Consider the following 24901-nt stretch of genomic DNA (forward strand, 5'->3'; position numbering starts at 1 on the left):
CGCATGCGAGCGCCCCTGCCAAGAGGGGTGCCCGTCAGCGCACCAGACCTGCCAGGTGCGGTCGGCCGCGCGAGTCGTGCAGGGCGAACCCGCCGTCCGGCAGGAGAGCGAAGCTCACAGTGCTCGGAAGCGGGACGGGAAGCTTGAAGGCGACCTCGACGGTGTAGGCGTCCGGCAGCCGGTTCTCAAGTGCGGCCAGGCAGCGCGCCTTGCTCCACATGCCGTGCGCGATCGGCCGGTGGAAGCCGAAGAGCCGCGCTCCGAGCCGGGACGTGTGGATCGGGTTGTGGTCCCCGGACACCCGCGCGTACTCCGTGCCGACCCGGGGCTCCACCCGCCAGCGGGACGTGCCGGCCGGCGCCTCGGAGTGTCCACTCCGGTCGCCCCCGCCAGACTTGCGCTCCCGACCCAGGTACGTCGAGACACCCTCCCAGACCTTCTCGCCGGCGACCGAGCCGACCAGCACCACGTCCACCTGCCGCCCCCGGTCGTGCGGGCGCAGGTTCTCCGCGTACGTCGTGAAGTCGAGGGTCTCGTCGGCGGTGATCGGGCGGTGCACGGTGATCCGGTTGCCGATGTGCACCAGACCGATCAGTGGAAAGGGGAACCCCGTCGCGGTCATCAGCCGCAGGGTCAGCGGGAAGCCCATGACGTGCGGAAACGTGCCCGGCAGGCGATCGGTGAGCCGGAACCCGCAGACCCGGTCGTAGGCGGCCAGATGCGCCCGGTCGACGCTCACCCCGCCCACTGCCAACTCGACGCCCGGCACGCCGGGGCCGCGCCGCCCGCCGCCCGGACCGGGCAGCGCGCCGAGCAACGCCCGACGGTAGAGCGCCCCGGCCGCCGGCATCCGAGGCAGTTCGACCCGGTCACGGCCGGCGGGCTCCGGCCGGAGTGCCGCGGCCCGCATCTCCGCCGACAGTGTCTCCGTCGGGCCGTCGATCAGCTCGTGCAGGGAGAGGTCGTCGTCCGGCTGCCTCCGCGTGCCCATCACGCCCCCAGCAGGCTCTGGCCGCAGACCCGGACCACGTTTCCGCTGACCGCACCGCTGGCCGGCCAGGCCAACCAGCCGATCGTCTCCGCCACGTCCACCGGAAGCCCGCCCTGGGCCAGGCTGTTCATCCGCCGGCCCGCCTCGCGGACCACCAGCGGGATACGCGCGGTCAGCCGGGTCTCGATGAAGCCGGGGGCCACCGCGTTGACGCTGATCCCCCGCCCACGCAGAGCCGGGGCGAGCGAGTCGACCAGGCCGATCACACCGGCCTTGCTGGTGGCGTAGTTGGTCTGCCCCCGGTTGCCGGCGATTCCGGCGATCGAGGAGACCGAGACGATTCGCCCGCCGGTCGGGATGAGCCCCCGCCCCAGCAGCATGTCGTTGATCCGTTCCTGGCTGGAGAGGTTGACGTCGATGACCTGGTCCCACTGGTCGGCGTCCATCCGGCCGAGCGTCTTGTCCCGGGTGATGCCGGCGTTGTGCACCACCACGTCGACCCGGCCGTGTCGGCCGGCCAGGTGATCGGCGAGCCGGGTCGGTGCGTCCGGTGCGGTCAGGTCGAGTTGCACCGCCGTACCGCCGATGTCGTTCGTCACCGCGGCCAGCGCGTCACCGGCGGCCGGGATGTCCAGTGCCACCACCTGTGCGCCGTCGCGGGCGAGCACCCGGGCCAGCGCCGCGCCGATGCCCCGGGCGGCGCCGGTGACCAGCACGACCTGCCCGTCCAGTGGGCGGTCCCAGTCGGCCGGGGCGGTCGCCTCGCCGGCGCCGACCCGGATCACCTGACCCGAGACGTACGCGGACCGCCCGGACAGCAGGAATCGGAGCGTCGACTCGAGGCTGGTGAGGACGCCGTTCTCGGCGCGGGTCACGTAGACGAGTTGGGCGGTGGTGCCCCGGCCGAACTCCTTGCCGATGCTGCGCACCAGCCCTTCCAGGGCACGCTGGGCGGTCGCCTCGCGGGGCATCGGGCACTCCTGCGGTGGGGTGCCCAGCACGATCACCCGACCGCCGGGCAGCATGGCCCGGGCCTGCGGGTGGAAGAAGTCGTAGAGCTGGCGCAGCTCGGTCGAGTCGATGATCCCGGTTGCGTCGAAGAGCAGTGCGCCGTACCGCCGTGGGTTGTCGCCGGGGGCGGTGTCGGCGGCCGGGTCGGCCAGCTCGACCCCGGCGGCGGTGAGGATCCTGGCGACTGGCTCGGCGAGCAGGCCGCCGGTGGCCGTGCCGAGCAGGGCCGGCCCGGGCAGCAGCGGGTCGCCGGGAGAGTGCCGGCGCAGTCGGGGCGGGTCGGGCAGCCCGAGGCGCTTGACCAGCGTGCGGCCGGCAGCCGATTGGACGAAGCTCGCGTACCTGTCGGTCATGGGCGTAGCCTACTGGCGAGTAGGGTTCGAGCAACACATGTCGAGGAGGCGGATCGTGCAGAGCATCCGGAGGGTCGCGGTCATCGGGGGCAACCGCATCCCCTTCGCCCGTTCCAACTCGCGCTACGCGGACGCGTCGAACGCCGACCTGCTCGGCGCCGCGCTGGACGGCCTGATCGCCCGGTACGGGCTGGCCGGGCAGCGCGTCGGTGAGGTGGTGACCGGCGCGGTGCTCAAGCACTCCCGCGACTTCAACCTCACCCGCGAGGTGGTCCTCGGCTCCCGGCTCGACCCGCACACCCCGGCGTACGACATCCAGCAGGCCTGCGGCACCGGCCTGGAGGCGGCGATCCTCGTCGCCAACAAGATCGCCCTCGGTCAACTCGACGTGGGCATCGCCGGCGGTGTCGACACCACCTCCGACGCGCCGCTCGCGGTCAACGAGGAGATGCGCCGCACGCTGCTCAAGCTCAACTCGGCCCGCACGCTGGGCGAACGGCTCAAGGTCGCGGCGAAGCTGCGCCCACTCCAGCCGTTCAAGCCGGAGATCCCGCGCAACGCCGAACCCCGCACCGGCCTGTCCATGGGCGACCACGCTGCCCGCACCGCGGTGCGCTGGCAGATCGACAGGCGATCCCAGGACGAGCTGGCCCTGCGCTCGCACCAGCGGCTCGCCGCCGCGTACGACAGGGGTTTCTTCGACGACCTGATGACGCCGTACCTGGGGCTGACCCGCGACGCGAACCTGCGCCCGGACACCAGCGTGGAGAAGCTCGGCTCGCTCAAGCCGGTCTTCGGCACCCGCGGCCCGGACGCCGAGCAGGCCACCATGACCGCCGGCAACTCGTCACCGCTCACCGACGGGGCATCCACAGTGCTGCTCGCCAGCGAGGAGTGGGCGGCCGCGCACAACCTGCCGGTGCTGGCCTGGTTCAGCTGGTCGGAGACGGCAGCGGTGGACTTCGTGCACGGCGACGAGGGGCTGTTGATGGCCCCCGCGTACGCGGTGCCCCGGATGCTGGCCCGTGCCGGTCTGACGTTGCAGGATTTCGACTACTACGAGATCCACGAGGCGTTCGCGTCCCAGGTGCTGGCCACCCTCGCCGCCTGGGAGTCGCCGGAGTTCTGCAAGGACCGGCTCGGCCTGGACGCGCCGCTGGGCGCGATCGACACCGACCGGCTCAACGTCAACGGCTCGTCGCTGGCCGCCGGGCACCCGTTCGCCGCCACCGGCGGGCGGATCGTGGCGACCCTGGCCAAGCTGCTGGCCGAGCGGGGCAGCGGACGCGGGCTGATCTCCATCTGCGCGGCCGGTGGTCAGGGTGTGACCGCCATCCTGGAGCGTTGACGGCGGCAGCCCCGGACAGCCCCGGCCCGGTCCAGGTGTCGACCGGTGGGTGCGGGACAATGAGGTACGTGACGACGATCCCCAACGTGCTGGCCAACCGGTACGCCTCGCCCGAATTGGTCGCCCTCTGGTCTCCGGAGGAGAAGGTCCGGATGGAGCGGCGGCTCTGGCTCGCCGTGCTGCGCGCCCAGCGGGATCTGGGCGTCGCGGTGCCGGACGGTGTGGTCGAGGCGTACGAGCGGGTGCTCGACCAGGTCGACCTCGCTTCGATCGCGGAGCGGGAGCGGGTCACCCGGCATGACGTGAAGGCCCGGATCGAGGAGTTCAGCGCGCTCGCCGGGCACGAGCACGTGCACAAGGGCATGACCTCTCGGGATCTCACCGAGAACGTCGAGCAGCTCCAGGTGCTCGCCTCGCTGGAGCTGATCCGGGACCGCGTCGTGGCCACCCTGGCCCGGCTCGCCTTCCTCGCGTACGAGCACAGCGACCTGGTCATGACCGGCCGTTCCCACAACGTGGCGGCGCAGGCCACCACGCTGGGCAAGCGCTTCGCGTCGGCGGCGGAGGAGCTGCTGATCGCGTACGAGCGGCTGGAGGACCTGATCGCCCGCTACCCGCTGCGGGGGATCAAGGGTCCGGTCGGCACTGCCGCCGACCAGCTGGACCTCTTCGACGGCGACGCCGACAAGGTGGCCGAGCTGGAGCGGCGCGTCGCCGAGCACCTGGGCTTCTCCCGCGTACTGAACAGCGTCGGGCAGGTCTACCCGCGCTCACTGGACTTCGACGTGCTGGCCGCACTGGCCCAGACCGCCGCCGCGCCGTCGTCGCTGGCCACCACGATCCGACTGATGGTCGGTCAGGAGCTGGCGACCGAGGGCTTCAAGCCGGGCCAGGTCGGCTCCAGCGCGATGCCGCACAAGATGAACACCCGCTCTTCGGAGCGGGTGAACGGCTTCGCGGTGATCATCCGGGGTTACCTGTCGATGGTCGGCGAGCTGGCCGGCGACCAGTGGAACGAGGGCGACGTGTCGTGCTCGGTGGTCCGCCGGGTGGCCCTGCCGGACGCGTTCTTCGCCGCCGACGGGCTGTTCCAGACGTTCCTGACAGTGCTCGACGAGTTCGGCGCGTACCCGGCGGTGATCAACCGGGAGCTGGAGCGGTTCCTGCCGTTCCTGGCCACCACGAAGATCCTGGTGGCGGCGGTCCGGCGTGGCGTCGGCCGCGAGGTCGCGCACGAGGTGATCAAGGAGCACGCGGTCGCTGTGGCCCTGGCGATGCGCGAAAAGGGCTCGCCGGAGAACGACCTGTTCGACCGCCTGGCGGCGGACGGCCGACTCGGCCTGTCCCGCGCCGACATCGACACCCTGGTCGCCGACCGCTCCGCCTTCGTCGGCGCCGCCGCCGCCCAGGTGGCAGCGGTAACCAGCCGCATCACCAAGGTGGTCGAAACCCACCCGGAAGCCGCCACCTACAGCCCGCCCCCAATCCTCTAAACCCACCCCCACCCCACCCCACCCCTGCCGTCCGTTGATCATGAAGTTATTGCCATGACACGCCGATGTGGCGGGCAACAACTTCATGATTAACAGGACTGAGGTGGGGCCTGGGGTGGGGTTATTCGCCGGTTGGGGTTTCGGCGGCGGTTCTGAGGTTGGGTGCGCTGGCCGGTTCGGCGATGCCGCCGGGCGACTCGGTGAAGCCCGCTACCTCCGCGGTCTCCGCGGCGACCACTGGCTGGTCGGCCGGCATGACCTCGGGCATCTTGGGCACGACGACCACGGCCGTCCCGTACGCGCAGATCTCCATCCACATCTCACCGCAGTCCCGGCTGTCGAACCGCATGCCGATCACCGCGTTCGCCCCGAGCCGCAGGGCCTCCTCGCCGAGCCGGGCCACCGAGTCGGTGCGCCACCGGGTCAGGTTGTCCGGAGCCATCGGGTCGTACGCGCCACCGCGCAGGTTCTTGACCCCCTCGCGGTACGGGTTGCGCGTCCTGGCCATCGATGACACCACCTCACCGAGAATCTGGCGGATCTCGTAGCCGGGCAGTTGCTCTGTCGTCACGACCAGCACGTTTCCGATGCTGTCAGGAGTGGCGTGACCCGATCGGGTGCATTGTTCACCTGATCGGATGCTGCAAAACGACGCGGCGCGGACGGCCGGCACGCCGCCGACCATCCGCGCCGCAGCGGGCGTTAACCGTCAGACACCGGCCACCGAGGTGATCCAGGCCCGGTTGTACGCAACGCTGCCGTAGTTCTGGATGCTCTGCCCGTCGGCGGTGGAGGCGACGCCGACCTGCTGGCCGTTGTAGAACTGCGGGCCACCCGAGTCGCCCCGCCACGCGTTGCCGCTGATCTCGGTGCTCCGGATCGCCTGCCCGCCGTACGCGTCGGTGACGCTGTTGCTGGTCACCCGCACGGTGGCGGTCTTCAGCTGGCTCGACGCGGAGCAACCGCTGTAGCAGGTCATGCCCCAGCCGTAGATCGAGTTCGTCGAGTTGAGGGGCGGGTTGCTGCTGGCCAGGCTGACCGTCGAGGTGCTGACGGTGCTGGAGAGTCGCATGAGGGCGAGGTCGTTGCGGGTGTAGGTGGCGCTGACCGTACGGGTGACGCCGCCGGAGGAGCGGTACACGCTGCCGACCCGGACGGACATGGTGCCGCTGATGCAGTGCCGGGCGGTGAGCACCCATTGCGGGGAGATCACGCTGCCGGAGCAGGTGAACGAGCCGTTGCTCATGACCGCCGCCGCCCAGGGGGCGGACGAGACGGTGGTGCCGCCGATGATGGGTTGCGGGCCGGGCGGGGCGGCGGACGCGCCGGACGCGGTGCCGAGGGCGCCGACCAGCGCGATGCTGAGTACGGCGAGCAGGGGGCGGATGCGCATCGGGTGGACTCCTTGGGCGGGGCGGACCCGGGGTCGCCGGGTGTGGATGGGCGACAGCGGGAGGTCCCCTCTGCCGCCTGAATCGACTTACGTCGATGTACAGTAGGGCTCGAGCCGGCCGTTATCAAGGACCTGATCGAGGATCGCCGATGTAACGATTCGGCCTCCCGTTGCGCCGTGTATGCCCTGCTGAGGCCACCTGCCCCGCCTGTGGAGCCGCTCAGAGCGCCAGTAATGTTGATCACTGCTTGAACTGCAGCCGGCCGGTGCGTCCGTGGCCGTATCTGCCAGGTACGCTGGCTGCGCTCGCCCGTTGTGGGTCGGCACCCAACTGCGTACACAGTCAGGAGTGCCCAGTGCCTCGCGTCGTCGTCGACGTCATGCTCAAGCCCGAGATCCTCGATCCGCAGGGCCAGGCCGTCGCAAACGCGCTGCCCCGGCTCGGCGTCGGTGACGTCGCCTCGGTTCGGATCGGCAGGCGGATCGAGATCGAGTTCACCGGTGAACCGGACCTGGACCGCGCTCGGGAGATTGCCGACAAGCTGCTCGCCAACCCGGTCATCGAGGACTTCACCGTCCGCCTGGTCGAGGCCGACGAGACCGCGGACGCCCGCTCGTGACCGCCCGGGTCGGTGTGGTCACCTTCCCTGGCTCGCTCGACGACGGGGACGCGGCCCGAGCGGTCCGGATCGCCGGCGCTGAGCCGGTCCGGCTCTGGCACGGCGACCCGCAGCTGCACGGCGTCGACGCGGTCGTTCTGCCCGGTGGCTTCTCCTACGGTGACTACCTGCGCTGCGGCGCCATCGCCCGGTTCGCCCCGGTGATGGAGACGATCGTGGACGCCGCTCAGGGCGGTCTGCCGGTGCTCGGCATCTGCAACGGCTTCCAGATCCTGTGCGAGGCGCACCTGCTGCCCGGCGCGCTCACCCGCAACCAGCACCTGCACTTCCGTAACCGGGACCAGGTCCTGCGCATCGAGTCGGCCGGCACCGCGTGGACCAACGCGTTCCAGCCCGGCCAGGAGGTGCTCATCCCGGTCAAGAACGGCGAGGGCTGCTACGTCGCGGACACCGCGACGCTGGATCAGCTCGAAGCCGAGGGTCGGGTGGTCGCCCGTTACGTCGGCGGCAACCCCAACGGGTCGATGCGCGACATCGCCGCGATCACCAACGCCGCCGGCAACGTGGTGGGCATCATGCCGCACCCCGAGCACGCGGTGGAGGCGCTCACCGGTCCTTCGCTGGACGGCCTCGGGTTCTTCACGTCGGTCCTCAAGCACCTGGTGGGGGCGCCGGCGTGACCGGCGACACGATCATCGGTCTGCTCAACCGCCGGTCTGGCGGGCACGAGCGCAGCGAGGAGAGGTCATGACCACCCATCCGGACCCGGTACGCGACACACCGGAGGCGTACTCCGCTCCGTCGCAGCCGGCGGAGCCCAGCCTGGCGCAGCCCGTGGCACCGGCCACCGCCCCCGCCCAGCCGGCTCCCGCCGTCTGGACCGAGGGCGTGGACACCGTTCCGCGCGCCGACGGCACCCCGGGCGAGCTTCAGCCGTACACCGAGCTTGGTCTGCGCGACGACGAGTACGACCGGATCCGGCAGATCCTCGGCCGCCGGCCCACGCAGTCCGAGCTCGCGATGTACTCGATCATGTGGAGCGAGCACTGCTCCTACAAGTCGAGCAAGGTGCACCTGCGCCAGTTCGGCGAGAAGGCCCCGCCCAGCGACCGGATGCTCGCCGGCATCGGTGAGAACGCCGGTGTCGTGCAGATCTCCGACGAGCTGGCGGTGACCTTCAAGGTCGAGTCGCACAACCACCCCAGCTTCGTCGAGCCGTACCAGGGTGCGGCCACCGGCGTCGGCGGCATCGTCCGGGACATCCTCGCCATGGGCGCCCGCCCGATCGCGGTGATGGACCCGCTGCGCTTCGGTGCCGCTGACCACCCGGACACCGCCCGCGTGCTCACCGGCGTGGTTGCCGGCGTTGGCGGCTACGGCAACTGCCTCGGCCTGCCCAACATCGGTGGTGAGCTGGTCTTCGACCCCTCCTACCAGGGCAATCCGCTGCTCAACGCGCTCTGCCTGGGCGTGTTGCCGGTCGAGCGGCTGCAGAACAAGGCCGCCGCCGGCCCGGGCAACGTTGTCGTTCTGATGGGCGCCAAGACCGGCCGGGACGGCATCGGCGGCGTGTCGGTGCTGGCCAGCGCGACCTTCGACGAGGGCAGCGAGGCACGTCGACCCGCCGTGCAGGTCGGCGACCCGTTCATCGAGAAGCTGCTGATCGAGGCGTGCCTCGAGCTGTACGACGGCCAACTGGTCGTCGGCATTCAGGACCTCGGCGGCGCCGGCCTGACCTGCGCGCTCACCGAGACCGCCGCCGCGGCCGGCACCGGCATGCGGGTCTGGCTGGAGCGGGTGCCGCTGCGCGAGCCCTCGATGGACCCGCACGAGATCCTGGCCAGCGAGTCGCAGGAGCGGATGCTGCTGGTCGTCGAGCCGGAGAAGCTCGACGCGGTGCTCAAGACCTGCGAGAAGTGGGGCGTTCTCGCCACCGCGATCGGTGAGGTCACCGCACCGGAGCCGGACGGCAGCCCGGGTCGACTGCTGATCACCTGGCAGGACCACCTGGTCGTCGACGTGCCGCCGGGTTCGCTGGTCGACGACGGTCCGGTTTACGCCCGGCCGATGCGTGAGCCGGCCGACCTGATCCTGCTCCAGGCCGACCGGGCCGAGACGCTGCCCCGCCCGGCCGACCCGGAGGCACTGCGGGAGACCGTTCTGCGCATGATCGCGTCGCCGAACCTCGCCGACAAGACCTGGGTCACCGAGCAGTACGACCGCTACGTGCTGGGCAACACGGTGCTCGCCCAGCCGGAGGACGGCGGCGTGATCCGGATCGACGAGCGGACCGGGTTGGGTGTGGCCCTGTCGGTTGACGGCAACGGCCGGTACGCCAGGCTCGACCCGTACAACGGCACCAAGCTGGCCCTGGCCGAGGCGTACCGGAACGTGGCGGTGACCGGCGCGAAGCCGATCGCCGTCACCGACTGCCTCAACTTCGGCTCCCCGGAGGACCCGGGCGTCATGTGGCAGTTCGCCGAGGCCGTCCGCGGCCTGGCGGACGGCTGCCTGGAGCTGGGCATCCCGGTGACCGGCGGCAACGTCAGCTTCTACAACCAGACCGGCGCGGCGGCCATCCACCCGACCCCGGTGGTCGGTGTGCTGGGCGTGCTGGACAACGTCGCCGACCGGGTGCCGATGGGCTTCGTGCCGCGCGCCGGTGGCGACCACGACCAGCTCTACCTGCTCGGCGAGACGAACGTGGAGCTGTCCGGCTCGGAGTGGGCCTGGGTGACGCACGAGCACCTCGGTGGCATCCCGCCGCAGGTCAACCTCGCCCGGGAGAAGGCGCTCGCCGAGCTGCTGGCCGAGGCGGCCCGGGTCGGTCACCTGGCCTCCGCGCACGACCTCTCTGACGGTGGTCTCGCCCAGAGCCTGGTCGAGTCCTGCCTGCGGCGTGGCGTCGGTGCACGGGTCGCGGTGCCGGAGCAGTTCGCCGAGGGCTCGATGCCGTTCGTCTACCTGTTCAGTGAGTCCGCCACCCGGGCGCTGGTCTCGGTGCCGCGGGGCCACGACAAGGCGTTCGCGGCGCTCTGCGCCGAGCGGGGGGTGCCGTTCGAGCTGATCGGTGTCACCGACCCGTCCGGCGGCGCGCTGGAGGTGCACGGCCAGTTCCGGATCAGCCTGGACGAGCTGCGTACCGCGCACACCGAGACGCTGCCGCGCCTCTTCGGGGGTGCCGCCGCCGTCGAGGTGCCCGCGCCGGCCGCCGGCGTGGCGGGTGCGGTCGAGGCCGTCCCGCTGCCGGTCGCGGAGGCCGAGCCGGTCGATCCCGCGGAGGTGGTCTCCGAGCCGATCGCCTCGTTCGGGCCGGTCCCGCAGACCGGTGCCGTCGAGCCGATCGAGTCGGAGCAGCCGGGCACCGCCGCCGAGTCTGACCCCGGTGTCGCCGAGCCGTCGCCTGACGAGCGCTGAGGCGTTGGCGGCCGCCGTCCACGGCCAACCCGGTTCCGGTGCCCGGTTCGACTGGGGGCTGACCGGGGCGGCCGAGCTCGGACGGGTCTGCGCGGCACTGGTGGTGGTGGACGTCCTGTCGTTCACCACCTCGGTGGAGGTGGCGGTCGCCCGTGGCATGCGGGTGCACCCGTTCCCCTGGGGTGAACAGGCCGCGGACTACGCGGTGCGGGTCGGCGCGGTGGCCGCGGTGGGCCGCCGGCAGGTGACGGCCGACCACCCGTGGTCGCTGTCGCCCGCCGCACTGAGCACCGCGCCGGTGGTGGCGGACCTAGTCCTGCCCTCACCCAACGGCTCCGCCATCAGCGCCGCCGCCAGCGCCACCGGCCTGCCGGTGGTCGCGGCGTGTCTGCGCAACGCACCCGCCATCGGGCGTTGGCTGCGCCGCCAGGGGTACGGCACAGTCGACGCCCCGATCGGCGTGATCGCCTCGGGGGAGCGGTGGCCGGACGGCTCGCTGCGCCCGTCGGTGGAGGACCAACTCGGCGCCGCCTCCGTGCTGGACGCTCTCTCCGGCGTGCCGGGTGGGCTGTCCGTGGAGGCGGCCATGGCGCTCGCCGCCCTGGCCAGCACTCCGGACGTGCCCGCCGCGGTACGCGGCAGCGTCTCCGGACGCGAGCTGACCGAGAGTGGTTTCGCCGAGGACGTGGACGTCGCCGTCCAGGTGGGTGTGTCGGCGGTCGTCCCGGTGCTGAGCCAGGGAGTCTTCTCCGCCGCATAGGCGTTCAACGGGCTGAGCCCCGGAGCCGTGGTTCGGTTCCGGGGCTCAGCTTTGGTTGGTCAGGGTGTGGTGGTCAGTTGCCGGTTGGTCGTTTGGGTGTTTGGCAGGTGGTTCGGGCTGATTCGAGGGTGCCGTTGATGGAGGTGACGCAGTATTCGTAGTTCCAGAATCCTGAGGTTAGGTAGGCGATGCCGTGGGTGGGTTCGGTGAATGTTTGTTCGCTTGGGGTCAGGGGGCTGCCGTTGGTGAGGTCGCGGGTCCAGACGCGGTAGCCGGCGGCTGTGTCGTTTTTGGTCCAGGTGAGTTGGACGGTGTTGGCGTCGAGGGGGTTGATTTGTAGGCCGGTGGGTGCGGTGGGGGTTGTGGTGCCGACCCTGATGGGGCGTGCGTTGTTGGGGACGCCGGAGCCGGTGGTGTTCCAGCTGGCTACCGCGATGATGTAGCGGTGGTTGGGTTTGAGGTTGTCGATGCGGGCGGAGAAGCCTTTGATGCCGGTGCTGGAGAGGATGGCGTTGGGGGTGTCCTGGTCCCAGTAGATGACTTCGTAGCGTTCGATGGCGCCCGGGTTGGTGGGTACGCCCCAGGTGATGGTGAAGCCGGTGGCGGTGGGCTGGGTGATGATTCCGGTGGGTCCGGGGGGTGCTGTCGGGTTGGCTGTCGCGGTTCTGGTGGGTGACCAGGCGGATTTTTGGTCGTCGGTGTCGCCGTTGTCGGTGCGGACCTGGTATTCCCAGGTCAGGCCTTTGACGGAGAGGGTTTCGTGGCGGTTGGCTTGTACGCGGGATTCGTTCCAGGTGGTGGTGCCGACCATCCGGGAGCGGACGGTGTATCCGTGAGCGCCGAAGACCTTGTTCCAGTTGACGGTGACGCCTTGAGGGCCTTCGCCGGCGGTGACTCCGTCGGGTGTGGGGGTGGGTCGGTTGGGGATGGTGGTGGGGATGTCGAGGGGTTTGGTGCCGTATCCGAAGTCGTTGTGCAGCGTTTCGGTGAATGCTCGGGCGATTTGGTATTCGCCTCTGGCGTTGGGGTGCAGTCCGTCGTAGCCGGCGGGGCAGCTGGTCGGTCCGCATTCGTAGTTTTCGCGCCACTTGACTAGCTTCACTGGTGACTGGTCGGTGTGCCAGGTCGGGATCGCCTGGGCCAGCCGGGAGTTGTAGTCATTGGTTTTGTCGGGTAGTTGTTCGTTGCCGCCCAGCAGGGTGCGTTGCGGAACGTTGGCTATCGCGAGCTTGATGTTGGGATTGGCTTTGCGGGCTTCGTCGACCAACGTTTTCGTGCTGTCCAGGGTCCCCTGGGCGTCGCTGACGAACCAGCCCAGATCGTTGAAGCCCAGGCCGAGCAGGATAAGGTCAGGCTTCTGCTGCCGCACCTCGTACTGGATCAGGCTCTTGGCAACCGCTGCCTGCTGGCCCCACATCGCGAAGTGTTCGTCATCGTCGAAGCTCATTCGCTGGTCGTACTTGCCGTCGAAACGTGTCGACTTATCCTCAGGCTCGGGTAATTGCCCTTGCAGAGTTGGCGGTTTGCGTCCGGGTGCCCGGGCCGGCACGGTGCCCTTATAGGGGCCAACGAACTCAGCGTCCACGCCCTGTTCCCTGAACCACTCCGACAGCCGGTAACGCCAGGTCCAGTCGCCCTCGTCACCCTGACTCATCGAATCACCCACCACCATCACCCTGACGGTGCCGGTCGGAGCAGGGCCGGGGACGGGAGGGCCCGGCGGCGTACCGGGCGAACCCTCGTCGAGGTCGTAATCGAACGAGAAGGCGGGTGGTTTGTATTCATCGTGGCAGGGGATCGGCGGTATGGGGCATACATCCCTTTTGGGCATTGCCTTTTCGAGGTCACCTGCGAAGTTGGGATCTTTGAGCGCAATCGACGCTTTATCGAAATTATGGTCGAACAGCGCCGTGCGATACCTATCCTCTAGACCGTTGTAGGAGATCAGGGGTGATCTCTTCCATTCCTGGTGGTGGTTCTGGGGCTGTTCGCCCGCTCTGGCTGGGCGGAAGACGTGGGTGAATGTGTCGTCCTGGTCGTAAACGATCTTGGGGTGGTTGCCCTCCCATTGAATGTAATCGGCCGGCCAGCGAAAGTAGCCGCCGTGGGCCGACGTCGACACGTACTTGGCCTCATCGCCCTGGACCCAGACCACGACGTGTTCCCAGTCGTGGCGGTGACCGCCAGTGCCGAAGTCCTTCTCGAAGTAGTAGTCGTAGAGGTAGGCGCACCAGCCGGAGTTGCACCGTTGCCTGGAATAGGTGTTGGTGTTTCGCAGGTCCGCCTCGTCACGGCAGCTATCGTTGCCGTTCTCGTCGAGGCCCTCGGCCAGCTCGGGATTGTTGCCGTTCTGCCCGATGGCCGGGACGTTGTAGCAGCTGTTTCCGTCGTAGCTGAGGACCGGCTGCCACTTCAGGTCAGCCTCGGTGGCATTTTCCGGAAGTGCGGTCGGTGGGTTGCCGTTAGCGGCGGCGGCAGGGGAAGCCGGGACAAGGACACTGAACGTCGCCAGGACGATCGCTGTCGCGGCGGCGAGCAGGGCGCGCGGGCGGCGGGGGAGCTGGCGGCCCCTGCCTCGCTGAAGGTCGGGGAGAACCGGTGGTCGTGCTGCGTCGACCACGGGGGAAGAATCCGACAAAGGGGTACACCTGTCTCTCGGGGATCTTGAGACAGTTCTTCCACGACAGGCCTGCCCTGTCAACGATAGATTTAAATTAATAAACCTCCACTAGGCCCGGTCCAGGCCCCCTGGTACCCCGGCTTACGGCGAGGCGACGCCCTCCCATGCAGAGAGAGCGGCTGCCCGACCGGGCAGCCGCTCTCGTCGTTGGAGGTCGGGGGAGGTCGCCCGATCAGTCGTCCAGCCAGTCGAGGCGTCGGCCGCCCCGCTCGGTCGGCGGGGGGGTGTCCGGCCGGGCCCGCCCGCCCTGCTGGTCGTAGCCCCGGTTGTCGTAGCCGCCGGGCTGCGGGGGCTCCTGGCCGTAGCCACCACCCTGCTCGTAACCGCCGGCCTGCTGGCTGCTGCCGTAGCCGCCCTGGTCGTAGCCCCGGTCGTCGTAGCCGCCGCCGCGCTGCTGTGGGGCTTCCTGCCCGTAGCCGCCGCGCTGTGGGGCTTCCTGCCCGTAGCCGCCGCCCTGCTCGTAGCCGCCGGTCTGCTGGCCGTAGCCGCCCTGGTCGTACGCGCTGGTCTGCTGGCCGTAGCCGCCTGCTGGCTCCGCAGCCCGGCCGCCGCCGTACGGGGCCGGGTCCGGCTGGCCGTAGCCCTGCCCCTGCTCGGGCTGGTAGACGCCGGTCGCGTACGGGTCGGCCGGAGCCGGGTACTGGGTGTTGTCGCCGGTGTACCGGCCGGTCGGCTCGTCGTACCGTTCGCCGTAGGCCGCTCCGCCAGCGGGAGCCGGCGGGTAGGCAGCAGTCCCGGCCGGCGCGGTGTAGTCACGGCTGCCGTAGCCGCCGCCGGAGGCCGGAGCGTTGCCGTAGGCCGGTGCGCCGCCATAGCCAGCGCCGGAGCCGGGCGCGGCGCCGTAGCCGTCACCGGCCGCGCCAGCGCCGTAAGCGCCTTCGGGACCTGCCGGAGTGCCGTAGCCGCCACCGGAGGCAGGCGCGTTGCCGTAGCCGCCACCCGAGGCGGGCGCGTTGCCGTACCCGCCTGCGCCGTACCCGCCCGGTGCTGGCTCGTCGCCGTAACCGGCGCCGCCCCAGCCCTGCTGGCCCGCACCGCCGTACGCCTGTGCAGGCGCGGCGTACGGATCCGGCGGAACGTCGTCGACCACCGGGCGGTGCATCATCGTCGGCGCATCGCTCAGCGCCGCGCCGCCGACCATGGTCGGGTCCGCCCCGCCGCCGGGCCGTCCGCCGACCACCCGGGTCGCTTCGGCGCCACGGAAACCGCCCCGCGCAGGTGGGACCGGACCACCGCCAGCCGCCGCAGGGGCGTCGTCGTCGCCGCCGTTCTCCCTGCGCTTCATCCAGAGCAGCACGATCGTGCCGACGCCGGCGGCCACGAGAAGACCGCCGAGCAGAATGATCAGGTAAGAACCCATGCCGCCGCCGCTGTCCTCGTTGTTCGAGGCGTTCGCCGCGGCACCTGGGCTGGCGTCCTCGGAGGCCTGGTCCTCGGCGCCCTCGTCGGTCGCCTCCTCGGTGGGGGTGGCCTCGGTGCTGGCTGACGGCGTGGCGCTGGGCGTCACCTCGACCTTGATCGCGAGGCTGATCCGCTGCCCGGTGATGGACTGCCCGGCGGCGGCGTTGATGGTCTTCCGGGCCACGACGTTGTCGAAGGTCGCACCCAGGTCGATCCGGCCCGGTGCGATCGGGTTGGCCGTGGTGCCGGTGAAGCGGAAGTTGCCGCTGCCGTCGCTGGTGGTGTCGAAGGTCTTGCCGGTGCTGTCCAGCAGCATGACCACCGCGTTGGGCACGGCCTTGCTGTCGGCCTGCGAGACCACCTTGCCGGAGACCGACTGCACGGTCTGCTTGGTCGGTGGCGGAGCCGCGGCCTTGCCCTTGACCGTCAGCGCGACGGTGGCGGTGTCCGGGCCCGAATCGGCCTCGACGGCCACCGTGACGGTCGCTGTCGCGTCGCCGGCGTTGTCGTTGGCCGCGATCCTGACCAGCACCGACCTGGCTTGGGGGTTGCCCAGACCGGGGAAATCGACGTCGCCGCAGCCGCTGGCGCAGCTGACGCCCGACGGCAGACCGGACAGGCCGATCTTCGCCTTCCGGTCGTTGTCACCGGGAGTGACGCGCACGGTCACCGTGGCATCGCTTCCGGCGTTTACGGTGACGGAGCCGGGGGAAACTTCGACATCTGCGGCCATAGCTGGTGTGGCGGGGACGGCGAGCAGAGCGCCGGCAACCAGCGCTACGACCACACCGGCCCGCTGCTTCCAGGCACGTCGGTGTGTTGACACGTCCACCGCCTTCCGGGCTGACTTCCTCTGACCGGCGGGGCGCCGGGCCGGGGATCATCACGGTTCAGATACGCCGTCGGCAACTATGCCTTGTCCGACCGGATCGGCGCGACCCAGGGCCAGCGTCAGGTAGTTGGCCTGCGGGTCGTATCGTCCCGTCGTGTCCTCTCCGCACAGTAAGTCCGCTGCCGTGACGGCGGCGTTGTTGGCGCTCGACGAGGGGCGTACGCCCGAACGGCCGGTGTTCCGAGAGGCGGTCCGGTCGTTGTTGGCCGTCCTCGCGGAGCGCGCCCCCGGCCGATCGGTGGAGGTGCGCGTCCCACCATACGGGGCGATCCAGTGCGTACCCGGACCTCGACACACCAGGGGAAACCCACCAAACGTCGTCGAGATGGCTCCCGACACCTGGTTGCGGTTGGCGACCGGGAGGATCGGCTGGGTCGAGGCGGTCGCCGAAGGTCGCGTCCAGATGAGCGGTGTCCGTGCGGATCTCTCGGAGTATCTGCCCCTCTAATTATCTCCGAGTCCCACTCACGGTGACGGCCTGCGCAGGAATCGTGACTATCTGTATTGACGGCGATTCGCGTACACTGTCAGGCGACGACAGTGGTCCCGGCAGAGAAGTGTGGATCCGCCCGTGATCCCGCCCGGCCGGTCCAGACCAGCATGAGGGAGCGGTAGGTGCCCCGAGGCGACGGCCGGCTGAGCCACGACCTTGACCCCCAACGACCTGGCCCCCAGGATGCCTGTGGCGTCTTCGGCGTCTGGGCCCCCGGCGAAGAGGTTGCCAATCTGACCTACTTCGGCCTCTACGCCCTGCAGCACCGCGGCCAGGAGGCGGCGGGCATCGCGGTGAGCGATGGCTCCGGCGTGGTGGTCTACAAGGACCTCGGGCTGGTGGCCCAGGTCTTCGACGAGCCCACCCTGGCGAGCCTGCGCGGCCATCTGGCCATCGGGCACGCCCGCTACTCCACCACCGGCGCATCGAACTGGGAGAACGCCCAGCCGACGATCCGGTCGACCACCTCCGGCACGACCATCGCGCTGGCTCACAACGGCAACCTGGTCAACACCGCCGAGCTGGAGAAGGAGGTCGCCGAGCGCGGCCTCGTCGCGGACGGTTCGACCAACGACACCTCCCTGGTGACGATGCTGCTCGCCAGCCGACCGGATCTGTCGGTCGAGGCGGCCGCACTGGAGGTGCTGCCGCAGCTGCGTGGCGCGTTCAGCTTCGTCTTCATGGACGAGTCGACCCTCTACGCGGCCCGCGATCCGCACGGCGTCCGCCCGCTGGTGCTCGGCCGCCTGGAGCGCGGCTGGGTGGTGGCCAGTGAGACCGCCGCACTGGACATCGTCGGTGCCAGCGTGGTGCGCGAGGTCGAGCCGGGCGAGCTGATCGCGATCGACGAGAACGGCCTGCGCTCCACCCGGTTCGCGGCGCCGGAGCCGAAGGGCTGTCTCTTCGAGTACGTCTACATCGCCCGCCCGGACGCCACGATCGCCGGGCGCAACGTCCACTCGGCGCGGGTGCAGATCGGCCGGCAGTTGGCCAAGGAGCACCCGGTCGAGGCCGACCTGGTGATCCCGGTGCCCGAGTCGGGCACCCCGGCCGCGATCGGCTACGCGGAGGCGTCCGGCATCACCTACGGCGCCGGCCTGATGAAGAACCCGTACGTGGGGCGCACCTTCATCCAGCCGTCGCAGACCCTGCGGCAGCTCGGCATCCGGCTCAAGCTCAACCCGCTGCGGGAGAACGTCCGGGGCAAGCGGTTGGTGGTCGTGGACGACTCGATCGTGCGCGGCAACACCCAGCGCGCCATCGTGCGGATGTTGCGTGAGGCGGGGGCGCTGGAGGTGCACGTCCGGATCTCCTCGCCACCGGTCAGCTGGCCGTGTTTCTACGGCATCGACTTCGCCACCCGGGCGGAACTGCTGGCCAACGGGTTGGACAACGACGGCATCCGGCGCTCCATCGGCGCCGACACGCTGGGTTACGTCTCGCTTCCTGGCCTGATCGCCGCGACCGAGCAGCCGAAGACCAGGCTGTGTCGGGCGTGTTTCGATGGGGAGTACCCGATCGAGCTGCCGGCCGGCAACCTGATCGGCAAGCACGTGCTCGAAGGGGTGGGCCGACGGGTCGCCAACTCGGCGCCGGAGGCCCCGCACACCAACGGCTCGTTCGTCGCCACTCCGGGTGGCGTTACCGCAAACCGCCCGTAGCACCAACCGGCGCGGCCCGGCCACCGCCGGCGCGGCACCGAGAACCAAAGGGGAGAACCGTGACGCACGTGTCCGAGCGCAACGGCGCAGGAAGCAGCCCGACCGGCGCCGGCGGCGACCGTCAGCCCTGGACGGCCGGCGCTGGCCGTCAGGCGCGCAAACGCTCGGTCTCGTACGCCGATGCCGGGGTCTCGATCGACGCGGGCGACCGCGCGGTGGAGTTGCTCAAGTCGAAGGTGCGCCAGACCCGCCGGCCCGAGGTGATGGGTGACCTGGGCGGGTTCGCTGGCCTGTTCCGGCTGGACACGAAGAAGTACAAGAGCCCGATCCTGGCGTCCTCCACCGATGGTGTGGGCACCAAGCTGGTGATCGCTCAGCAGATGGACATCCACGACACGGTCGGCATCGACCTGGTGGCCATGGTCGTGGACGACCTGGTGGCCTGCGGCGCCGAGCCGCTGTTCCTGCTCGACTACATCGCCACCGGCGAGGTCGTTCCGGACAAGGTCGCCGAGATCGGGGCGGGCATCGCCGACGGCTGCCGTTACGCCGGCTGCGCGTTGCTGGGCGGGGAGACCGCCGAGCACCCCGGTGTGCTGCGCCCGGACGAGTACGACATCTCCGCGACCGGTGTCGGCGTGGTCGAGGAGGCGGACATCCTCAGCCCGGACCGGGTCGAGGTGGGCGACGTGGTGATCGCCATGCGCTCCTCCGGTCTGCACTCCAACGGCTACTCGCTGGTCCGGCACGTGCTGCTCGGCGCGGCCCGGATGCGCCTGGACATCGTGATCGACGACTTCGGTCGGCAGCGGACCCTCGGTGAGGAGCTGCTCACCCCGACCAAGATCTACGCCAAGGACTGCCTCAAGCTGATCGCCGAGGCGGAGGTGCGGGCGCTGTCCCACATCACCGGTGGCGGCATCCCCGGCAACCTGGTCCGGGTTCTGCCCGAGCACGTCGACGCTGTGGTCAACCGCTCCACCTGGAAGCCGCAGCCGATCTTCGACCTGATCCAGTCGAAGGGTCGGATCGACGACCAGGACATGGAGTCGACCTTCAACATGGGTGTCGGCATGTTCGCGATCGTGTCGGCCGAGGACGCCGACCGGGCGCTGGCCACGCTGACCGGCCGTGGGGTCGAGGCCTGGCAGGCCGGCGAGATCATCGAGGGCACCGGCAACGTGCAGATGGTTGGTCAGCACACCCGAGGATGATCACGTTCCGGTGATCGTACGGGCACCTGATCAGGGCTTCACCCGAGTGGCCTATGCCACCTAGCCTGAAGGGCTCAGGCTTGGCGGAGGAGGGCGATGGCTGCTCGGGGACAGTCGTTCAGCGGGATGCGGGGTCTTTCCACCGTCCCGTCGTACGTCGTCATGCAGCCCACCACCCTGTGCAACCTCGACTGCGCGTACTGCTACCTGCCGTTTCGTGCCACCGACCAGCGGATGTCGGTGGCGGTGGCCGAGGCGGTGGCGGCGGCGGTCAACCCGTGGGCGGCGGCCGGCCGGTTCTCCGTGGTGTGGCACGGCGGCGAGCCGTTGGCGGCCGGCCGGGAGCACCTGGCCGACCTGATGGCGCCGTTCGACCCCGAGGTCGAGCATCACGTGCAGACCAACGCCACGCTGATCGACGACGACTGGTGTGACTTCTTCGCCCGGCACGAGATGCGGGTGAGCGTGAGCGTCGACGGGCCGCGGGCCCGCAACGGCGACCGGGTCAACCGGGGCGGCCAGCCGGCGTACGACCGGATCCTGCGCGGCGTCGCGGCGCTGCGCCGTCATGGTCTGCCCTTCTCCGCCCTGGCCGTGGTGTCCCAGCCGGGCCCGGGGCTCGCCACCGAGCTGTACGACTACTTCCTCGAACTGGGCTGCGATGTGCTGGGCATCAACATCGAGGAGACCGAGGGGGTCAACACCCGGGACAACCGCCACGACTCCTCGGCGGTGACCGCGTTCTGGGCGGAGCTGGTCGCGGCGTGGCGCCGTGACCCCCGGATCCACCTCCGCGAGGTCGAGTGGACGTTGCGCTACGCCGCGGCGGTCCTCGACAACTCGGCTGACGGGGTGCTGCCCCGCCAACTGGACCCGATCCCGACCATCGGTCACGACGGCTCGGTGACCGTGCTGTCCCCGGAGTTGGCGGGCTTCACCGACCCGCGCTACGGCGATTTCAGCAGCGGCAACGTCCTGCACGCTCCGCTGGCGGAGATTCTCGGCGGAGCGGCGGCGACCCCGTGGGTGGGGGAGTTCCTGGCCGGGGTGGAGGCCTGTCGGGTGTCCTGCCCCTACTTCGGCTTCTGTGGCGGTGGCCACGCGGCCAACCGCTACTTCGAGCTGGGGCGTTTTGACGGTACGGAGACCGAGCACTGCCGAAACAGCAAGATCCGCCTATTGGATGGAGTGTTGGAGCATGCCCGAGAGCACCAGTAACCGGCGGCCTGAGCGCGAGGCGGATGACGGAGTCAACGAGCGGGTGCGGGAGGCGGCCCCTGCGCTCGTCGCGCTGCTGCAGGAGGCGGAGGACGCCAGGCGGCTGCGCTCGGAGGTGTCGGGCGGCGATGGTGCCAGCGCGGTCTGCGCCTGGAACCACTTCGAGAACATCCCGACCTTCTACAACTGGAACAACCGCCCGCGCTGACGGGAGCCGTGAACAGGGGCCTGTCGAGCGGCCGGATTAACTCCGGTCGGGTCAGGCCCCTGATCGTCGGCAGCTGAACCTGCACGGGACGTGCGTGAGCACGCGGGTATCACCGCGTGCTCAGCTGCGTCGAGAGGTCAGCGGGCCGGACGGACCCAGGGATCCGGATCGTCGTCCGCGTGATCCTCATCATCGTCGTCGACGAACTCTTTAGAGTCGTCGTCGAAGTGGTGCTCAGACTTACCAGCACCCGCCAGTTCGCGCTGCAAGGCGGTGAGGTCGGTGTTCGGGGAGTGGTACTTCAACTCCCGGGCCACCTTTGTCTGCTTGGCCTTAGCACGGCCGCGCCCCATGGCTCGACCCCCTCGCACAGAATGCGGGGCAGCCCGAAGGCGGGCCCCGATGACGTCAGGCATCTCTCGTGGCTCTTACGGTACATGGGGATGCCACCGTTCGGCACCTCGGGTTACCGTCAGCCGGCTCTGCGCGTCGCGTCGATCCGGCCGTCACCCAGTGTACCGGGTAAGGAGCGGAACGGTTAGCGCCCGTGACGCCGGACAAACCGCATCAAAATTCGATCCGGCCCTCAGCCTACCGAGCCGCGCCGGCACGGGGGGCCCGGAGGCGGATCCCGTCGATCCGCCTCCGGGGAATGCTCAGCGCAGGTGGATCGACCGCAGTCGGCCGACCTCCGCCATCCGGCGCTCGGCCAGCCGGTCCGCGGCGACCGCTGGTGGCACGCCCTCGGCGTCGGCCAGGCCCAGGATCTCCCGGGTGGTGTCGTAGATCCGGGTTGCCCGCAGCTTCGCCCGGTCGAAGTTGAAGCCCTCGATCTCGTCGGCGACCTGGATCACACCGCCGGCGTTGACCACGTAGTCCGGCGTGTAGAGGATGCCCCGGTCGGCCAGCAGCTTCTCGATGCCCGGGTGGGCGAGCTGGTTGTTCGCCGCACCGGTCACCACCTTGGCGCGCAGCGCCGGCACGGTGTCGTCGTTCAGCGCGCCGCCCAGCGCGCACGGCGCGTACACGTCGATGTCCGCGGCAACCAGCGCGCTGGCGTCGTCCATCAGCGTGACCTGCGGGTGGTTGCTGCGAACCCAGGCCAGCGCCTTCGGGTTGACGTCGGTGGCGACCACCTCGGCGCCGTCCTCCAGCAGGTGGCCGGTGAGGTATTTGCCGACCTTGCCCAGACCGGCGACGCCGACCCGGCGGCCACGCAGGCTCGGGGTGCCCCAGACGTGCTCGGCGGCGGCCCGCATGCCCTGGAAGACACCCCAGGCGGTGAGGATCGACGAGTCGCCGGCGCCGCCGTGCTCCACGCTGCGTCCGGTCACGTAGCGGGTCTCCCGTGCCACGACGTCCATGTCCGCCACGTAGGTGCCGACGTCGCACGCGGTGTAGTAGCGACCGCCCAGCGACTCCACGAAGCGACCGTACGCGCGCAGCAGCGCCTCGCTCTTGATCTGCTCGGGATCACCCCAGATGACGGCCTTGCCACCGCCCAGGTCCAGCCCGGCGAGCGCGTTCTTGTACGCCATCCCACGGGACAGGTCGAGCACATCGGCGAGGGCGTCGTCCTCGCTGGCGTACGGGTAGAAGCGGGTGCCGCCGAGCGCCGGCCCCAGCGCGGTGGAGTAGATCCCGATGATCGCCTTCAGGCCGCTCTGCTTGTCCTGGCAGAAGACGACCTGTTCGTGACCGGTCGATACCGGATCGTCGGTGCTCGCGAATACGCCCATGGTTGGCTCCTGGAGTGGTGTGCGTCCTTGTGGGACGCGGACCTGGTGGACCCCGGCGGGGATGCTGCCGGTGAGATCGAGCCTAGTATCGGCCGCCCTGGAGACGCTCGACGCGCCGCCGCCGTCCCACGTTGCGGCGCGCGTGGTCCGGCCGCTGACCTCATACGGCTGTGGTTCGTGGGAGGATCGCGCCGTGCCGTCGCTCTTCGCTTCTTACCTGCGCGTGTACGAACCGTTGACCGCCTTCGACCGGGACTGGCAGAGCTACTGGCGCCGCTACGTGTCCGAGGGGCGGGCGGTGGCCCCGGTCGAGGGGCCCGGCCGACAGCGGACGGCGGTGATCGAGGCGCTGGGCGCGGGCTGGACCCGGCTGCCGGACCTGCCGGAGGAGGCGTACGTCCTGGAGACGGACGACAGCCTGCTGGTCTGCCCGTGGAACCTGCGGATCCGGGTCGCTGAGGCGGCGCTCAGCGCTCGGGACGGGGTGCCCTCGGTGCTCGCCGACGCCTTCGTGCCGCCGGTGCTCGCAGGCCAGGCCAGGGCGGTCGTCGACGACTGGCGCAGCGGGGCCCGGGTGCTGGAGCACGGGGTGCCCCGGGTGCACGAGCAGATCGCCACCTGGGGGGTGCCTCTGCGGTGGTTCGTGCTCTTCGAGCCGGCCGAGCGGGACCTGGTCACCCAGCCGGGCCGGCGGGCGCTGCGCTACCGGACCGAGATCTCCAAGGCCCGTCGCCGGTCCTCACGGGCGCTGTCGGTGCTGCGCAAGTCGGTGGGCGAGGCTCCGATCACCGAGGCGGTGGAGGAGGCGGCGCGCTGGCTGGAGGAGTTCCATCCGCGTTCGGTGGTCGAGCTGGACTACGGCGGCCTGGTCGACCTGCTCTCCGACGAGACCCTCACCGCGGACGACTCGCCCGAGTTGGTCGCCACCGGCCTCGCGGGGCTGTCGCGCGGTGAGGCCGAGGAGGCGTCCGCCGCGTACGACACGTTGGTGGCCCGGTGGCGTGCCGTGCAGCTGCTGGAGCGGTGCAACTAGGGGCATATCGCCCGAGGAGCGCTCCCAAGGTGAGGTGTGCTCGTAGTTGACGCATCACGAACCGTGATCATGAGTCCGAATAAGGTACTTTCTGCCGTGTAAAAGTCGTAAAAATCGGGCATGGTTCATCCGTCCGTCTAGGGACCTTCATCCGTTCGGCCCATGTCGGACATCGGGGACTAGCCGGACCATGGGAGACGCGTCGGCCGGCGGGACCCCGGCCGATGTCTATACATGTGGAGGAGTGACCGATGGCATCGCGAACGCACGAACCAGAGCCGCTACTCACGCCGGCCGAGGTGGCGTCGATGTTCCGTGTCGACCCGAAGACGGTGACCCGGTGGGCAAAGGCTGGCAAGCTCAGTGCCATCCGCACCCTGGGTGGCCACCGTCGATACCGCGAGTCGGAGGTCAGGGCGCTGTTGCAGGGTCAGATCCCGCAGCAGCGGCAGGGCGACTGAAGCGGCAATAGTTTTCCGGTCAGGGGCGGTGGATCTCGATCCGCCGCCCCTTTCCATGTCCTCAGTGGCCGCCGCCGCTGCGTCTCAGCGCCGCGTCTCGGCCAGCGTCACCCGGATGCCGACAGTGCCGCCCTCGCCGCGCCGCAGCCGGCTGCCGAGCAGGCTGAGTCGACCGATCAGGCGGTACTTGTGCTTGAGCAGGTCCCGTACCCGACCGGTGTCGCCGTTGCCGTAGATCGTCGCGTGGGCTGGCACCTCCGCCCCGTGTGGCCGCCCCCGCACGTCGCACGGGGCCACAGTCACCTCACCGTTGTGGCGGATCCGCTTCACCTTGCCCGAGTCGGCCCGGGTCCAGACAGCCAACGCCTCGCCATCTCGTACCGCCCAGACGGGGGTCGGCACCGCCCGACCGTCCTTGCGGAAGGTCGTGAGCAGGATGTACTTCTCGGCCGACAGCCGGTCCAGCATGGTCACGCCGCCAGGATACGGCCGCTACCGGCCGCTGAGTGGACAGA

22 protein-coding genes are annotated in these 24901 nt (G+C 70.1%); 13 read left to right on the forward strand and 9 right to left on the reverse strand.

All coding sequences use genetic code 11. The annotated features are described in order from the left end of the window. Window positions 1-34: 34 nt before the first annotated feature. Together AC3CF1_RS20415 and AC3CF1_RS20420 are read right to left on the reverse strand one after the other, a co-directional pair. Window positions 35-910 (reverse strand): MaoC/PaaZ C-terminal domain-containing protein, encoded by an 876-nt coding sequence (locus AC3CF1_RS20415; protein ID WP_488452110.1) that lies wholly within the window; start codon window positions 908-910, stop codon window positions 35-37. 80 nt (window positions 911-990) lie between these two features. Next, window positions 991-2355, reverse strand: coding sequence for a 3-oxoacyl-ACP reductase (locus AC3CF1_RS20420; protein ID WP_488451052.1), 1365 nt, complete (start codon window positions 2353-2355; stop codon window positions 991-993). Between the two features lie 55 nt (window positions 2356-2410). Between AC3CF1_RS20420 and AC3CF1_RS20425 the strand changes: the two genes are divergently transcribed. Then, on the forward strand, window positions 2411-3703 hold the full coding sequence (locus tag AC3CF1_RS20425; protein ID WP_088950941.1) for an acetyl-CoA C-acetyltransferase: 1293 nt from the start codon (window positions 2411-2413) through the stop codon (window positions 3701-3703). 68 nt (window positions 3704-3771) lie between these two features. Then, window positions 3772-5196, forward strand: coding sequence for an adenylosuccinate lyase (gene purB, locus AC3CF1_RS20430; protein ID WP_488451053.1), 1425 nt, complete (start codon window positions 3772-3774; stop codon window positions 5194-5196). A gap of 121 nt (window positions 5197-5317) precedes the next feature. On the opposite strand, the gene AC3CF1_RS20435 is transcribed toward purB, so the two are convergent. Together AC3CF1_RS20435 and AC3CF1_RS20440 are read right to left on the reverse strand one after the other, a co-directional pair. Then, window positions 5318-5881: a YbjQ family protein gene (locus AC3CF1_RS20435; RefSeq protein ID WP_354982115.1), complete on the reverse strand. Its 564-nt coding sequence runs from the start codon at window positions 5879-5881 to the stop codon at window positions 5318-5320. Window positions 5882-5905: 24 nt separating this feature from the next. Then, on the reverse strand, window positions 5906-6589 hold the full coding sequence (locus AC3CF1_RS20440) for a S1 family peptidase (RefSeq protein ID WP_088950943.1): 684 nt from the start codon (window positions 6587-6589) through the stop codon (window positions 5906-5908). Between the two features lie 356 nt (window positions 6590-6945). On the opposite strand from AC3CF1_RS20440, the gene purS reads away from it, so the two are divergent. The 4 genes from purS to AC3CF1_RS20460 all read left to right on the forward strand — a co-directional run bounded on the left by purS (window position 6946) and on the right by AC3CF1_RS20460 (window position 11386). After that, entirely contained in the window at window positions 6946-7209 is a 264-nt protein-coding gene (purS, locus tag AC3CF1_RS20445; protein WP_030491392.1) for a phosphoribosylformylglycinamidine synthase subunit PurS, read from the forward strand. Further along, window positions 7206-7889: a phosphoribosylformylglycinamidine synthase subunit PurQ gene (purQ, locus tag AC3CF1_RS20450; RefSeq protein ID WP_088950944.1), complete on the forward strand. Its 684-nt coding sequence runs from the start codon at window positions 7206-7208 to the stop codon at window positions 7887-7889. Before purS ends, purQ begins: the two co-directional genes overlap by 4 nt. A 67-nt stretch (window positions 7890-7956) precedes the next feature. Beyond that, window positions 7957-10626 carry a phosphoribosylformylglycinamidine synthase subunit PurL gene (gene purL, locus AC3CF1_RS20455; protein ID WP_088950945.1) on the forward strand — a complete coding sequence of 890 codons (2670 nt, stop codon included), beginning with the start codon at window positions 7957-7959 and terminating at the stop codon, window positions 10624-10626. A gap of 4 nt (window positions 10627-10630) precedes the next feature. Then, window positions 10631-11386: a 2-phosphosulfolactate phosphatase gene (locus AC3CF1_RS20460; RefSeq protein ID WP_488452111.1), complete on the forward strand. Its 756-nt coding sequence runs from the start codon at window positions 10631-10633 to the stop codon at window positions 11384-11386. Window positions 11387-11459: 73 nt separating this feature from the next. On the opposite strand, the gene AC3CF1_RS20465 is transcribed toward AC3CF1_RS20460, so the two are convergent. Then, window positions 11460-14006, reverse strand: a complete 2547-nt coding sequence (locus AC3CF1_RS20465; protein ID WP_488451054.1) for an NPP1 family protein — start codon at window positions 14004-14006, stop codon at window positions 11460-11462. A 232-nt stretch (window positions 14007-14238) separates the two neighbouring features. Next, window positions 14239-16137 (reverse strand): carboxypeptidase-like regulatory domain-containing protein, encoded by a 1899-nt coding sequence (locus tag AC3CF1_RS20470; protein WP_435794499.1) that lies wholly within the window; start codon window positions 16135-16137, stop codon window positions 14239-14241. A gap of 346 nt (window positions 16138-16483) precedes the next feature. On the opposite strand from AC3CF1_RS20470, the gene AC3CF1_RS20475 reads away from it, so the two are divergent. From AC3CF1_RS20475 to amcA, 5 genes are all read left to right on the forward strand, one after another. Beyond that, complete coding sequence (locus tag AC3CF1_RS20475; protein ID WP_355160215.1) at window positions 16484-16807, forward strand: sterol carrier family protein; 324 nt, start codon at window positions 16484-16486, stop codon at window positions 16805-16807. A 167-nt stretch (window positions 16808-16974) separates the two neighbouring features. Further along, window positions 16975-18513, forward strand: coding sequence for an amidophosphoribosyltransferase (purF, locus tag AC3CF1_RS20480; protein WP_088950947.1), 1539 nt, complete (start codon window positions 16975-16977; stop codon window positions 18511-18513). A 59-nt stretch (window positions 18514-18572) separates the two neighbouring features. Further along, window positions 18573-19727, forward strand: a complete 1155-nt coding sequence (purM, locus tag AC3CF1_RS20485) for a phosphoribosylformylglycinamidine cyclo-ligase (protein WP_141912148.1) — start codon at window positions 18573-18575, stop codon at window positions 19725-19727. 126 nt (window positions 19728-19853) lie between these two features. Further along, the gene (gene amcB, locus AC3CF1_RS20490) at window positions 19854-20945 is read left to right on the forward strand and encodes a cyclophane-forming radical SAM peptide maturase AmcB (RefSeq protein ID WP_354982226.1); all 1092 of its coding nucleotides are present in this window, start codon (window positions 19854-19856) and stop codon (window positions 20943-20945) included. Further along, window positions 20926-21153, forward strand: coding sequence for a multiple cyclophane-containing RiPP AmcA (gene amcA / locus AC3CF1_RS20495; RefSeq protein ID WP_088950950.1), 228 nt, complete (start codon window positions 20926-20928; stop codon window positions 21151-21153). The genes amcB and amcA overlap by 20 nt, the downstream gene beginning before the upstream one ends. Window positions 21154-21290: 137 nt before the next feature. Here amcA and AC3CF1_RS20500 read toward each other — a convergent pair whose 3' ends face one another. Both AC3CF1_RS20500 and AC3CF1_RS20505 read right to left on the reverse strand, forming a co-directional pair. Next, entirely contained in the window at window positions 21291-21506 is a 216-nt protein-coding gene (locus AC3CF1_RS20500) for a DUF3073 domain-containing protein (protein ID WP_088950951.1), read from the reverse strand. A 303-nt stretch (window positions 21507-21809) separates the two neighbouring features. Next, window positions 21810-22892, reverse strand: coding sequence for a Glu/Leu/Phe/Val family dehydrogenase (locus AC3CF1_RS20505; RefSeq protein ID WP_355160206.1), 1083 nt, complete (start codon window positions 22890-22892; stop codon window positions 21810-21812). 193 nt (window positions 22893-23085) lie between these two features. Here AC3CF1_RS20505 and AC3CF1_RS20510 point away from each other — a divergent pair, with 193 nt between their 5' ends. Continuing rightward, window positions 23086-23925 (forward strand): DUF8083 family protein, encoded by an 840-nt coding sequence (locus AC3CF1_RS20510; protein WP_488451055.1) that lies wholly within the window; start codon window positions 23086-23088, stop codon window positions 23923-23925. Window positions 23926-24176: 251 nt separating this feature from the next. Next, window positions 24177-24386, forward strand: a complete 210-nt coding sequence (locus tag AC3CF1_RS20515; protein ID WP_007073996.1) for a BldC family transcriptional regulator — start codon at window positions 24177-24179, stop codon at window positions 24384-24386. Between the two features lie 84 nt (window positions 24387-24470). Here AC3CF1_RS20515 and AC3CF1_RS20520 read toward each other — a convergent pair whose 3' ends face one another. Beyond that, entirely contained in the window at window positions 24471-24860 is a 390-nt protein-coding gene (locus AC3CF1_RS20520) for a PPOX class F420-dependent oxidoreductase (RefSeq protein ID WP_088950953.1), read from the reverse strand. Window positions 24861-24901 lie beyond the last annotated feature (41 nt).

It is taken from the genome of Micromonospora sp. MGP-C2 (assembly GCF_057766525.1).

What these genes read in the sequence shown, in the direction of transcription:
- AC3CF1_RS20415 (WP_488452110.1), bottom strand. Translation starts at nt 910, where the DNA reads ATGCGGGCCGCGGCACTCCGGCCGGAGCCCGCCGGCCGTGACCGGGTC.
- AC3CF1_RS20420 (WP_488451052.1), bottom strand. Translation starts at nt 2,355, where the DNA reads ATGACCGACAGGTACGCGAGCTTCGTCCAATCGGCTGCCGGCCGCACG.
- AC3CF1_RS20435 (WP_354982115.1), bottom strand. Translation starts at nt 5,881, where the DNA reads ATGGTCGGCGGCGTGCCGGCCGTCCGCGCCGCGTCGTTTTGCAGCATC.
- AC3CF1_RS20440 (WP_088950943.1), bottom strand. Translation starts at nt 6,589, where the DNA reads ATGCGCATCCGCCCCCTGCTCGCCGTACTCAGCATCGCGCTGGTCGGC.
- purL (WP_088950945.1), top strand. Translation starts at nt 7,957, where the DNA reads ATGACCACCCATCCGGACCCGGTACGCGACACACCGGAGGCGTACTCC.
- amcB (WP_354982226.1), top strand. Translation starts at nt 19,854, where the DNA reads ATGCGGGGTCTTTCCACCGTCCCGTCGTACGTCGTCATGCAGCCCACC.
- amcA (WP_088950950.1), top strand. Translation starts at nt 20,926, where the DNA reads ATGCCCGAGAGCACCAGTAACCGGCGGCCTGAGCGCGAGGCGGATGAC.
- AC3CF1_RS20500 (WP_088950951.1), bottom strand. Translation starts at nt 21,506, where the DNA reads ATGGGGCGCGGCCGTGCTAAGGCCAAGCAGACAAAGGTGGCCCGGGAG.
- AC3CF1_RS20505 (WP_355160206.1), bottom strand. Translation starts at nt 22,892, where the DNA reads ATGGGCGTATTCGCGAGCACCGACGATCCGGTATCGACCGGTCACGAA.
- AC3CF1_RS20515 (WP_007073996.1), top strand. Translation starts at nt 24,177, where the DNA reads ATGGCATCGCGAACGCACGAACCAGAGCCGCTACTCACGCCGGCCGAG.